Source organism: Streptomyces sp. NPDC054872 (assembly GCF_053610705.1).
Window position 1 is genome coordinate 114,858 of record NZ_JBSGYY010000011.1, and the last position, 12,461, is coordinate 127,318.

Sequence of the window (12,461 nt, forward strand, 5' to 3'; positions counted from 1 at the left end):
GACGTACGATGCCGGGCGTGACGCACGACGAAGCGCCGCTGCTCGCGGACCTCATGCCGTGGTCCGTCGCACCGCTCCGGCCGGGCCGCGGGTGGCCGATGGGACCGGACGCCGCATCCCTCAGAGCCCGTTGGGCCGCGTTCGTCCGGGCGGACCCGGCGGAACGCGAGAAGCTCCTCTCCCCCTCGCGCTCGCGCACGCTGCACACGGCGGTCGCCCAACTCCCGGGCCACCCGGGCGGCACGGTCCCGCTGGCCGCCGAGTCCGGCCCCTGCCCCGAGCCGGTGCGCGTCCTGCACGGCCCCTTCGACGAGCAGTGGCTGATCCCGGACCACCGGCTCATCGACGCCGCGCGCCCGGAGCTGTGGCGGGTCGCGGGCGAGGGTCAGCTGTTCCTCGTCGAGCAGGGGTACGTCACCGGTTCCGCGGGCCCCGCGGTCCTCGCCTCGGCCGTGCTGCCGGACGGGCGCTCCCCCGCCGGGCGGCCGGGGCGGATCCGCCCGCTGTTCCGCCGCCCCGGAGGCGTCGAACCCAATGCGGCGCCCGGCCTGCTCGCCCACCTCTCCGAGTCACTCGGCACGGACATCGGCGCCGGTGACCTCCTCGCCTGGACGCTGGCCGTCGCGCGGGCAGCACCGGCCGGGTGCCGGGTACCGCTGACGTCCGACGCCGGGCTCTGGGCGCGGGGCACGGAGCTGGGGCGCCGCATGCTCGTGCTCCAGGCCCGCGGTGACGGCGCGCGACCGAAGCTTCCCGGTGGCCAGCGGCCCTACGTCCGGGCGCCGCTGCCCGCCCGCCCCGCCGAGGTCTCGTACGACGCCGATGAGGAGGCCCTGTGCGTGGACGAGGGCCGCATCTCACCGGTGCCGCGGGAGGCGTGGGACTTCGAGGTGAGCGGTGTTCGTGTCCTCGAGCTGTGGTTCGCGCGGCGCACGGAGCCGGGTGAGGCGGGCTCCCTGGCGGCGATCCGTCCGAAGGAATGGCCACAGACCTGGACGTCCGAGCTCCTCGAGCTGATCACGGCACTCGCGCTGCTGTCGGAACTCCGGCCGCTCCAGGACGCATTGACGCGTTCGCTCGAGTCGGCCGGCCCCGGCATCTCCGCGGACGTGCTGCACCGGGCCGGCGTACTCCCCGCCCCCGACACGGCCCGCCGCCCGGCATCGGTCCTCGATCACCACGAGGAAGGACCGGGCGGCCAGTTCGCCCTCATCTGACGTCGGCCAGGGGTCACTCGGCCCGCTCCTCGCGCGGGCCACCGCCGGAGGCGAGCAACGCCACCAAACCGGCCACCTGCAGCACGGTCAGAGCGGCGACCCCGGCCCGGAAACCACCCGCCCCTCCGCCGCCCAGGCCGTACGCGAGGGCCGCCACCGCCGGGCCGATGGTGAAGCCCAGGGTGCGGAACGTGTTGCCGACGCCTCCACTCGTGCCCACCAGGCCGGGGGGTGCCGCGGCCAGGATCGAGGCGTTCACCGGTGTGCCGAACAGCGCCTGGCCCACGCCGATCACGGCCAGCCGCCAGCCGATGTCGAGCAGCCCGGAGCCGGGTCCGAGGGTCAGCGTGCTCAGCAGGCCGCCGATGACCAGGAGCAGTCCCGCGGTCCCGAGGAACCTGCCGGGCAGCCGGTCGGCGAGCTGACCGCTGAGCGGCGAGCACACGGCCACGGCGCCGATGAAGAAGACCATCGCGAGGCCGGTCATGGCGGCGCTCCCGTGCAGGACGTCGGCGACGTAGAACGGCAGCAGGAAGTAGGAGAGCCCCACGAACGTGCCGGTCAGCAGGAGCGAGAGGACCGGAAGGCCGACGGCCCTGCGCCGCAGGAGACCGATCACCGGGCTCGCCGACCGCAGCCGCGTCCACCACAGCGAAAGCGCGGCCGCGGCCACCGCGAACAGCGAGGCGACGACCGGCTGTTCGGCGTCCACCCGGTCGAAGGCCACCAGGAGTGCGGTCACCGAGCCGCCCAGGACCAGTCCGTCTCCCACCAGTGACCGGTCGGGCCGGGAGAGCCCGCCGCCGGTCGAGGGGATGTGCCGCGCCCCCAGCCAGATCACGAGGATCAGGACCGGCACCTTCATCAGCATCACGGGCCGCCAGCCGTACGCGTCCGCGACGATCCCGCCGAGGGACGAGCCGCCCATCGAGCCGATCGGCATGATCGTGGCGATGTAGCCCATCGCGCGGCCCCGCTGCTCCGGCCGTACGACGGCGGCGACCACCGGCAGGTAGACCGCGACGGCGAGCGCGCCCGCGACACCCTGGAGAACGCGGGCGGCAAGCAGCACCGGAAGGTTCGGCGCGGCCGCCGCGAGCACGCTGGTGAGCCCGATGGCCGGGACGGAGAAGAGGAACACCGCGCGGAGGTCGACGCGGTCGGCCCACCGCCCCGCGGGGATCGCGAGGGCGGCCGTCGGCAGGGCGTAGGCGAGGAGCACCCACTGGGTCGCGGAGGTACCGACCCCGAGGTCGGCGCCGATCGCGGGCAGCGTCACGGAGGAGAGGCTCAGCTCCAGGGTGACCATCAGCATGGCGAGCGCCATGACGGCGACCGGCGTCCAGCGGGTCTTGGTGAGGGCGGTCCCGGCAGGGGGCGTGGTGTCACGGGTCGCGTGCGTCATGGGGTCGACGCTAGGAACCGGGGCCCGTGCGCCGCCTCTGTCGTACGACTGGGGTGACCGGCCGGGGCCACCCCGGTCATCACCCGGTCAGGGCCCGGTCATGAACCCGGTCACTCGACGGAGGCCCCGTCGCATGGCCGCTCCGTAGCTTTCTCGGTGCCGGCGGACCATCCGCCGCCGCAGCCGCGTACGACGAAAGCGAGTTGACCATGCGAGCGATCCGACTGCATGCCTTCGGCGGGCCCGAGAACCTGCTGTACGAGGAGGTCGCCGACCCGGAGCCCGGCCCCGGACAGGTCCGTGTCGCCGTGAAGGCCGCCGGAGTCCATCTCCTGGACACCGCGCTCCAGAAGGGTGCGGCCGACGAACTCCCCTTCCCGATGCCGGAGCTGCCGATGACCCCCGGCCGGGAGGTGGCAGGCGTCGTCGACGCCCTGGGCGAAGGAGCGGACGAGGAGTGGCTCGGCAGGCGGGTGGTGACTCATCTGGGCCTGGTCAACGCGGGCTACGCGGAGCTGGCCGTGCGGGAGACGGACGCACTGTTCCCTCTGCCCGACCGGCTCTCCTACGAAGCCGCGATCGCCATGGTCGGCACCGGCCGGATGGCGCTGGGCGTCCTGCACGTCGCCGCGCTCGAACCGGACGACGTGGCCCTGGTGACGTCCGCCGCGGGCGGCATCGGCACGCTGCTCGTGCAGGCCGCGAGGAACGCGGGCGTGACCGTGGTGGGCGCGGCGGGAGGCCCCGCGAAGACCGCGCGGGTCCGGGAGCTCGGCGCGGACGTGGCCGTCGACTACAACGAGCCCGACTGGCCCCAGAAGGTGCGCGCGGCGCTCGGCGGCCGCGAGGTGAGCGTCGCCTTCGACGGCGTGGGCGGCGACGCGGGGCGGGCCGCGCTCGAACTCCTGGGCTTCGGGGGGCGGTTCGTGATGTACGGCTGGTCGTCGGGCGCGCCCACGGAACTGGGCACGAAGGACCTTCAGAGCAGGCTCCTGACGGCGACGTACGCGCTTGGCCCCCGGATCGCGCGGATTCCCGGCGGCCTGCGGGGCCTTCAGGAGCGGGCGCTCGACGAGGCGGCACGCGGCACGCTCGTACCCGCGGTGACGACGTTCCCGCTGCGGGACGCGGGGGCGGCGCATGCGGCGCTGCTGGGGCGGGAGACGGTGGGAAAGGTGGTGCTCACGCCGTGAGCACCGGACGACACGGAACCCCGAGGGGAACTCTCATGAACGCTGACACGGCGAAGACGATGCGAGCCGCCGCGTTCGCGGCCCACGGCCCGGCGGAGGTGCTGCGCCCCCTCGCTCTGCCCGTCCCCGAGCCCGGCCCTGGCGAGGTCCGGGTGCGGGTGCGGGCGGCCGGTGTGATGCCCTTCGACATCGGGCTGCGGAAGGGCGAGATCCGGCCGCCGGGGGCCGTGTTCCCCGTCGTGCCGGGCAACGAGTTCGCGGGCACCGTCGACGCGACAGGCTCCGGGGTGACCGGTTTCGGACCCGGTGATCCGGTGCTCGGCTTCTCCTTGCTCGGCTCGTACGCGGAGTACGTCGTCGTCCCGCAGGAGAACCTGGTCGCCAAGCCGGACGCGATGGAGTGGGCGGTGGCGGGCGGCTTCTCGGGCAACGCGCAGGGCGCGCACATGGCGCTGAGCGCGATGCGGGTGGGCGCGGGCGACACGGTCCTGATCAACGCGGCGGCGGGCGGACTCGGCACGCTGGCGGTGCAGTTGGCGCGGGCGTGGGGTGCGACGACGGTGATCGGCACGGCGAGCGAGGCCAACCACGACCATCTGCGGTCGCTGGGCGCGATCCCCGTGACCTACGGCGAAGGCCTGGAGGAGCGGGTGCGCGCGATCGCCCCTGAGGGTGTGGACGCGGCGCTCGACGGGGCGGGAGGACAAGCGCTGCGTGCGTCCGCGGCGGTGGCGAGAGACCCCGAGCGCGTGATCACGATGGTGGACACGGAGGAGGCCCGGCGCCTCGGCCTGCCCGAACTGACCGGCACGAGAACGGCGTCCCGCCTCGCGGAGATGACGGCCCTGTACGCGAAGGGCGCGCTGCGGGTCCACATCCGCGCCCAGTATCCACTGGAGCGGGCGGCGGACGCGCAGAGAGAGGTGGAGCGTGGACACGGGCGGGGCAAGGTGGTTCTGACGGGGTGAGGGGTGTGGGAGCCGGGGCGGGTGGCGTGTGGTTCTGGGGCCGGATTCGCGGGGCAGGGGCGAAGGCTCCCGTTAGGGTCAAGTCATGCTCTACGGACGCGGCAGTGAAATCGCCCGGCTGGACGCCCTGTTGGACCAGGCCCGGCAGGGACACAGCGCTGCCCTCGTCGTGCGAGGAGAGGCCGGGATCGGCAAGTCCGCGCTCCTCGCGCACGCCGCGGCCACCGCCAGGAGCCACCGCACCCGCCTGCTGCAGGCAACCGGGATCGAGGCCGAGAGCGAACTCCCCTTCGCCGGGCTGCACTTGCTCCTGCACCGCGTGACCGACCGGATCGACGCCCTGCCGGAGCCGCAGGCCAAGGCGTTGCGCGCGGCACTCGGTCTCGCCCCGAGCGCGCAGGCCGACCGCTTCCTCATCGGCCTGGCCGTACTGACCCTCCTCGCGGACCTCTCCGACGAGGCAGGCTCCCTCCTCTGCCTCATCGACGACGCCCAGTGGCTCGACCAGGCCTCCGCGGACGCCCTCCTCTTCGCCGCCCGGCGCCTTTCCGCCGACGGTGTGGTGATGGTGTTCGCCGCGCGCGACGCCCACGCACCGCCCTTCCCCGCGCAGGGCCTGCCCGAGCTGCGGCTCACCGGGCTCGACGACGCGACCGCCGGGGATCTGCTCGCCGAGCACGCCGGCGATCTCCCCCGCTACGTACGCGAGCAGATCCGCGCCGAGTCCGGCGGCAACCCGCTCGCCCTGCGCGAGCTGCCCGCGGCCCAGCGCGAGGGACACATATCCGTCTACGGCCACCACGTGAGCTCGCTGCCGAGCCACTCCCGCCTCCTGCGGACCTTCGCGGACCGGATGTCGGCGCTGCCCCGGGCCACCCGCACCCTGCTCGTGATCGCGGCGGCGGAAGGCACCGGCGACCTGACCGTGACGGCGGCCGCGGCGAGCCGGCTCGGCGCCACCGTCACCGACCTGGAGCCCGCCGAGCGCAAGGAACTGCTCAGCCTGGACGGCGGGCGCCTCACCTTCCGGCACCCCCTGATCCGCGCCGCCGCCTACCAGAGCGCCCCGGTCGGCGACCGGATCGCCGCACATCGCGCACTGGCCGACGCGCTGCCCTGTGTGGGCAACGTGGACCGCCGCGCCTGGCATCTGGCGGCCGCCACGACGGAGCCCGACGAGTACGTCGCCGGTGTCCTGGAGCAGACCGCCGAGCACGCGAGATCCCGCGGCGGTTACGCGGCCGTCGCCGCCGCCTGCGAGCGCGCCGCCCAGCTCAGCCCGGACGGCGCGCACCGTGCCCGGCGCCTCGCGCTCGCCGCGTCGGCCGCCGCTGACGCGGGCCACAACGAACGCGCCGCCGAACTGGCCCTGCGCGCCGCCCCGCACCTGACCGACCCGGCCGTCCTCGCGCAGCTGGCGCAGGTGCGCGCCGCCGTGGCCCGCGAGCAGGGCCGCCTGGAGGCCTCGTACTCGGTGCTCCTGGACACGGCCGCCGACATCGCCCCGCACGCCCCTCAGACGGCGGCGTTCATGGCGTACGAGGCGATGACCGCCGCCTGGCTCTCCGGGCACCGGCAGTCGATCGACGAGATGAGCCACCGGATCGGCGGACTCGACCTCAAGACTCCCCCGCACGCCCTGCCCTATCTGCCGGCCGCCGAGGGTCTCGCCCGGCTCGCGGCGGGCGATCCGGGCAGCGGACTCCCGCCGCTGCGCGCGCTGTTCGACAGCCTGCGGGCCGAGCGGCACGACCGCGGGCACACCTTGCGCGAACGCGTCTCGATCGCCTCCTGGTTCTCGCCGCTCGGCGCGCTGGAGGCCGGCAACGACCTCGCCGCCGAGCTGGACCGCGAGTGCCGTGAGCAGGGCGCTCTGGGCCCGCTGCCGCTCGTGCTCCTCCTGCGCACCCGGGCGCGGATCTTCCTGGGTCGCCACAGTTGTGCCCTGATGGGCGCGACCGAGGGCCTGCGGATCGCCCAGGACACCGGACAGCCGCACTACGTGGCCCAGTTGACGGGCGTCCTCGCCTATCTCGCCGCGCTCGACGGTGACGAGGAGCGCTGCCGCGAGCTCGCGGCCAAGGGTGATCTGCGGCAGGTGATGCCCGGGCAGGTGTGGGGCGGGGCCGCGGTCGCCATGCTGGAGCTCGGCCTCGGCCACCACGAGGCCGCGCTGCGGGCGTACGAGGACGTGGCGGCGAGCCCGTCCGGCCACACGATCGTCGTCCTGTACTGCGTGCCGGACCGGGTCGAGGCCGCCGTACGGACCGGGAAGGCCGATTCCGTACGGGAGCCGGCGAGGACGTTCGGCGAGTGGGCCGACCACACGGGTGCGGCCTGGGCGCGGGCGCTGGCCGCCCGCTGCCGTGCGCTGCTCGCCCCCGAACCGGAGGCGCAGGCCGCGTACGAGGAAGCCCTCGCGCTGCACACCGACGACGGCCGCCCCTTCGAACGGGCCCGCACGGAGCTGCTCTTCGGGGAGTGGCTGCGCCGCGCGGGCCGCCGGAGCGAGGCCCGTGCGCCGCTGCGCTCGGCCCTCGACACCTTCGAGCTGCTGGCGTCGCCGCCGTGGGCCGAGCGGGCCCGCGCCGAGCTGCGGGCCACCGGCGAGAGCAGGGCGCGGCACGTCGCCGACGAGTCGCCCCTGGAACGGCTCACCCCGCAGGAGCGGCAGGTGGTACGCCTCGCGGCGACCGGCATGACCAACCGGGACATCGGCGCCCAGCTGTTCCTGTCGCCGCGCACGGTGGGATACCACCTTTACAACGCCTATCCGAAGCTGGGCGTGGCATCGCGAGGCGAGCTGGCCCGCCTCCGGTTCCGGGACCAGGAGGAGGCCACGGCCTGAGCGGCACCGGCGCTCAGGCGAACGAGTCCAGGAGCCGGTTCAGCATCCGGTCGAAGAGCTCGTCCGCGTCCCCGGGCGCGGGCCCCTCCGTCAGCGCCGCCGCGAGCCGCGGATAGGCCCCGCCCGCGACCTGCCCCGCGAGGTACGCGAACCGCGCCTGCTGCTCCTGCTCCTCCGTCCACGGCAGGGCCCGCGCGCGCTCGGCCATGGCGAACTCGTTGACGACGTACGTCATGACCGAGCCGTTGACCATCCCGATGAGTTCCATCTTGGTGCCGTAGGGCGCGTCGAGCCCTTCCAGAACGCCGAGGCAGTGCTCCAGGTAGCGCAGGGCGTTCGGGCTGAAGCCGTAGAGCGCGGACATGATCCGCGGCAGCCACGGGTGGCGCCTCATGATGGCGCGCGTCTGGCGGCCGAGCGCCAGCATCTGGGCACGCCAGTCGCCGCCCCGTGGTCCCGCGGGCAGCTCGTACTCGCCGCTCACCGCGTCGACCATCAGTTCGTTCAGGTCTTCCTTGCGCGGCACGTAGTTGTAGAGCGACATGGTGCCGCAGCCGAGTTCGGCGGCGACCCTGCGCATGGAGAGCGCGTCGATGCCGTCCGCGTCGGCGATGCGGACGGCCGCCGCGGCGATGTCCGCCCTGCTGTACGCGGGCTTCGGGCCACGGCCCGCACGCTCGGGGCGCGCCCAGATCACTTCCGGTTCGGCCGCTCGGCCCGCCATTGATCATCACCTCGCTCACCATGTTAGTTACGTACAGCGTACGTAGTGAGGTACCGTGCCGACATGACTTCTACGTACGCTGTACTAAGTGAGGGTCTGGAGAAGCGCTTCGGTGACGTCCACGCCCTGCGGGGGCTCGACCTCGCCGTCCCGGAGGGGACCGTCTGCGGGCTGCTCGGCCCCAACGGGGCGGGCAAGACGACCGCCGTGCGCCTGCTCACCACGCTGCTGACACCGGATGCCGGGAGGGCGTTCGTGGCGGGGCACGACGTGGTGCGGGAGGCCGCAACGGTGCGGCGGCTCATCGGCGTGACCGGGCAGTACGCCTCCGTCGACGGGGAGCTGACCGGGCGGGAGAATCTGCGGCTCTTCGCCCGGCTGCTGCGGGCCCCGCGAGCCAGGGCTGATGAGTTGCTCGACCGGTTCGGCCTCTCGGACGCGGCCGGCCGGCCCGCCCGGACGTACTCCGGTGGCATGCGGCGGCGGCTCGACCTGGCGGCGAGTCTGCTGGTGCGGCCGCGGGTGCTCTTCCTCGACGAACCCACCACCGGGCTCGATCCGCACAGCCGGAACGGCATCTGGGACGCCGTGCGGGAGTTGGCCGCCGAGGGGACGACCGTGCTGCTGACCACGCAGTATCTGGAGGAGGCGGATCAGCTCGCCGACGACGTCGTCCTGATCGACGGCGGGCGGGTCGCGCAGCGCGGGACCCCCACCGCCCTGAAGGCGCAGATCGGGAGTTACGTCGAGGTGGTCGTCACCGAGGACGCCGCGCTGCACGCCGCCGCGGTCGTCCTCGATCAATTGACGGGCTCCGAGCCGGTGCTCGACTCCGGGCGGCGGGCCGCGGGGTCGATCACCCTCGACGCGACGCTGACCCTGCCCCGGATCGTGCGGGAGCTGGACTCGGCCGGGGTGCCTGTCGTCGACGCGACGCTTCGGGCGCCGACTCTCGACGAGGTCTTTCTGCGGCTCGTCGACGCTCGCGTTTCCTAGACCGCCGCTTCGCGGCGGTTCTTCCCGCCCACCCACCTTTGCCCCGTCGCGAGCGGGTGGGGTCCACCCATGGAGTTTCCCTTGAGCGCCATCCTCTACGACGGCACCGCCGTTCTCGGCCGGCATCTGCGGCGCATCAGGCACGCGCCCGCCATCCTCGTCATGACGCAGACGATGCCCATCGTCTTCCTGCTCTTCTTCGGCTACGTCTTCGGCAGCGCCCTCGCCATGCCGGGCGCCGACTACCGCGCCTTCCTCGTCCCCGGCATGCTCGTCGCGACCGCCGCGAACGGCATCATGACCGGCATGTTCACCGCCGCCCAGGACTCCCATCGGGGCGTCATGGACCGGTTCCGCACGATGCCCATGAGCCGCTCGGCCGTGCCGCTCGGGCAGGCCGTCGCCGATCTGCTGACCACCGCGGTGGGGCTCGTGCCGCTGATGCTCGTCGGGCTCGCGATGGGCTGGCGGATCGAGGGCGGACCACTCCAGGCGCTCGCCGCCTTCGGCCTGTTGCTGCTCTTCCGGTTCGCGACGACCTGGATCGGCATCCTGCTCGGCCTCGTCTCGCAGAGCGAGGAGGCGGCGGGACAGCTGGGCGGCGCGACGTTCATGCTGCCGCTGCTCTCGAACGCGTACCTCCCCGTGGACGGACTCCCCGGGTGGCTGCGCACCGTCGCCGAGTGGAACCCGATCAGCGCGGTCGCCACGGCGGTGCGCGACCTCTTCGGCAACGCGCCCGTCCCGGCCGACGCCGCCTGGCCGGTGGCCCATCCCGTGGCCGGCGCGGTCCTCTGGTCGCTGGCGCTGCTCGCCGTGTGCGTGCCGCTCGCCGTCCGCCGGTACACGCGCGGGGGACGGTGAGCGGACGGCCGCGCCCTACTTCTGGGGCGCGAGCTCGGGGCCGAGCGAGGAGAACTTCTCCTGGGACACCACGCGCTTCGGCGGCCACGTGATGTTCGACGGCGGCCACTTCTGGCCCGTCTTCTTCAGGAACCACGCCGGGGGTTCGTACATGGGCGGCTCATAGCCGTCCGGCAGCGCGGTCTTCCAACTGACGTCCTTCGTACGCTCCTTGAACTCGTCCTTGACCGCCTTCAGGCGTTCGGGCTGCGTGATGAGGTCGACCGCCGTCGCCGCCAGATACTTCGCGGCGGCGATCACCGCGGCCTGGCCGGGGGCGGCCGCCGCGCAGGCGGCGGTGGACCAGGTGTGCATCTTGGTGCCGATGGGGGCGAGGGCGGCGCCCATCGAGACGGTGGGGACGTTCCAGCTGATGTCGGCGACATCCGTGGAGCCGCCGCCCATGAACACCGGGTTGGGCGGGGTGAGTTCGCCGATCTTGTCGTGCATGCCCTTCTGGGGCAGGCCCAGGGAATCCTGGAGCTCCTTGGCCAGCTCATGCGCCTCGGAGGTGAAGTCGGGCGGGCCTATCTCGCGCATGTTCGCGTGCAGGAGCTCGGCGAACGCCTTGGCCGGGAGCTGGTTCCAGCAGGCCGAGGTGACGCGGTGGCGCACGGTCGTCTGCGACGCCTTCGCGGCCGCCTCGGAGACCGCGATCACCTTGTCAAGGAGGACCCGGACGCGGGCGGGGCTGCCTTCGCGCACGTAGTACGAGATCTCGGCGATCTCCGGGGTGACGTTCGGGATGTCGCCGCCGTTGTTGATCACCCAGTGCAGGCGGCCGCTCGGCGCGAGGTTCTCCTCGCGCAGGAACTCCGACATCGTCGCCATCATCACGGCGGCGTCCAGAGCCGACTTGTTGCCGAGCGGGGTGCCACCGTGTCCTGCCACGCCGAGGAAGGTGAAGGTGACGGCGGTCATCGCGGTGGTGGTGCCCCAGCCGGTCGCGTTGGCCGTCGAGGGGTGCCAGTCCAGGAACGCGTCGAGCCCGTCGTACACGCCCTTGCTGACGGCGTACGTCTTGCCGATCAGCGTTTCCTCGGCCGTGGAGCCGAAGAACTTCACGGTGACGGGAAGGCGGTGCTTCTTCGCGGCCTGGGCGACGGCCGCCGCGGCTGCGGCCGCCGCCGTGCCGAGCGCGCTGTGACCGCAGCCGTGGCCGGGCCCGTAGCTGGGGGCGAACGGGTCGTGGATGTACTCGCGGGGGTCATGGTGGCCGACGCCCTTGTTCTGCGAGAGGCCGGGCAGCGCGTCGTACTCGCCGCTGAAGCCGAGGACCGGTCCACCCTTGCCGTGCGTGTACGTCGCGGTGAAGGCCGTCGGGAAGCCCGCGGTGCCGAACTTCACGTCGAATCCGGCCTGTTCGAGGAAGTCGGCCTCCGCGATGGAGGACTTCCACTCCCGCAGGGACAGCTCGGCGTTGTCCCAGATCTCGGCGTTCAGCCCGGTGATCCGGTCGTCGTGGGAGGTGATCCAGTCGAGCGCCGCGCGCTTGGCCGGGGTGTCGGCAGCGAGACCTTCGGGCGCCGCGTAGGCCGCGGGGCTGTCGTCGGCTCCGGCGGCCATCGCCGGGTCCGCATCGGCGGTCATGACGCCGACGGTGACACCGGCCGCGCCGAGGAGCTGCATGATGTGGCGGCGGCTCAGGGACGGACCGCTCGCGGGGAGTGCTTCATGCTCATGCTGGTCGTGCAGGTCACACACGCGCACCTCCGGGGGTGAGGTTGGGTGTATCGGCCAATCAACCAGCCACACTGGGGCCGGAAAGTTGCGGCGTCAACAGGTGCGCATGACAAGGGCGTTACACGGGGTGCGTGATGAGTGACGTATCCGGAGGGAAGGGGCGGGTGGGTGGAGGCAATCCGCCGCTGGCGGCGGCCGAACCCCCGACCACCCGTGGTCAGCGACCCCCAAAGAGGGACCGACGCAGCCTGCGCAAGGGGGCGAAGAGGGAGACCCTCCGCACACGTGCACCGTGGCCGCTGCGGTCATGCGCGCCCCGTGAGGTGAGCTCACGCATCAGCAGCGTCGCCTCCGCCGTCTCACCCTGCGGAACGGCGGGGCCGCCCAGCACTGCGAGATGGCGGTCGAGACGCGAGCTGGTCGCGCTGCTCCCGCAGGTGATCGCAGGGACACGCGCCCTGCTGCGCACCGTTATCTGTTCCATGTCACTCCCCACCCGTACGAGGGCACCCGGCCCAGGGCAG

General features: G+C 73.3%; 10 protein-coding genes. 6 read left to right on the forward strand and 4 right to left on the reverse strand.

The window, feature by feature from the left end; genetic code table 11:
* The first annotated feature begins 8 nt into the window (after positions 1-8).
* Entirely contained in the window at positions 9-1,217 is a 1,209-nt protein-coding gene (locus tag ACWGIH_RS15820; protein WP_453445106.1) for a type ISP restriction/modification enzyme, read from the forward strand.
* A gap of 13 nt (positions 1,218-1,230) precedes the next feature.
* Here the strand turns inward: ACWGIH_RS15820 and ACWGIH_RS15825 are convergent, their stop codons facing one another.
* Positions 1,231-2,622, reverse strand: coding sequence for an MFS transporter (locus tag ACWGIH_RS15825; protein ID WP_453445107.1), 1,392 nt, complete (start codon positions 2,620-2,622; stop codon positions 1,231-1,233).
* Positions 2,623-2,831: 209 nt separating this feature from the next.
* Here ACWGIH_RS15825 and ACWGIH_RS15830 point away from each other — a divergent pair, with 209 nt between their 5' ends.
* From ACWGIH_RS15830 to ACWGIH_RS15840, 3 genes are all read left to right on the forward strand, one after another.
* Positions 2,832-3,815 carry a zinc-binding dehydrogenase gene (locus ACWGIH_RS15830; protein WP_453445109.1) on the forward strand — a complete coding sequence of 328 codons (984 nt, stop codon included), beginning with the start codon at positions 2,832-2,834 and terminating at the stop codon, positions 3,813-3,815.
* 35 nt (positions 3,816-3,850) lie between these two features.
* Positions 3,851-4,783, forward strand: coding sequence for an NADP-dependent oxidoreductase (locus ACWGIH_RS15835; protein WP_453445111.1), 933 nt, complete (start codon positions 3,851-3,853; stop codon positions 4,781-4,783).
* 85 nt (positions 4,784-4,868) lie between these two features.
* Positions 4,869-7,631 (forward strand): helix-turn-helix transcriptional regulator, encoded by a 2,763-nt coding sequence (locus ACWGIH_RS15840; RefSeq protein ID WP_453445112.1) that lies wholly within the window; start codon positions 4,869-4,871, stop codon positions 7,629-7,631.
* Positions 7,632-7,644: 13 nt separating this feature from the next.
* Here the strand turns inward: ACWGIH_RS15840 and ACWGIH_RS15845 are convergent, their stop codons facing one another.
* The gene (locus ACWGIH_RS15845; protein WP_453445114.1) at positions 7,645-8,355 is read right to left on the reverse strand and encodes a TetR/AcrR family transcriptional regulator; all 711 of its coding nucleotides are present in this window, start codon (positions 8,353-8,355) and stop codon (positions 7,645-7,647) included.
* A 63-nt stretch (positions 8,356-8,418) separates the two neighbouring features.
* Between ACWGIH_RS15845 and ACWGIH_RS15850 the strand changes: the two genes are divergently transcribed.
* Positions 8,419-9,351 carry an ATP-binding cassette domain-containing protein gene (locus ACWGIH_RS15850; protein ID WP_453445115.1) on the forward strand — a complete coding sequence of 311 codons (933 nt, stop codon included), beginning with the start codon at positions 8,419-8,421 and terminating at the stop codon, positions 9,349-9,351.
* A gap of 69 nt (positions 9,352-9,420) precedes the next feature.
* The gene (locus tag ACWGIH_RS15855; protein ID WP_453445117.1) at positions 9,421-10,215 is read left to right on the forward strand and encodes an ABC transporter permease; all 795 of its coding nucleotides are present in this window, start codon (positions 9,421-9,423) and stop codon (positions 10,213-10,215) included.
* 15 nt (positions 10,216-10,230) lie between these two features.
* Here the strand turns inward: ACWGIH_RS15855 and ACWGIH_RS15860 are convergent, their stop codons facing one another.
* Both ACWGIH_RS15860 and ACWGIH_RS15865 read right to left on the reverse strand, forming a co-directional pair.
* Positions 10,231-11,958, reverse strand: a complete 1,728-nt coding sequence (locus ACWGIH_RS15860; RefSeq protein ID WP_453445118.1) for an amidohydrolase — start codon at positions 11,956-11,958, stop codon at positions 10,231-10,233.
* Between the two features lie 196 nt (positions 11,959-12,154).
* A complete protein-coding gene (locus tag ACWGIH_RS15865) occupies positions 12,155-12,421 on the reverse strand; it encodes a hypothetical protein (RefSeq protein WP_453445119.1) in 267 nt (88 codons plus the stop codon).
* Positions 12,422-12,461 lie beyond the last annotated feature (40 nt).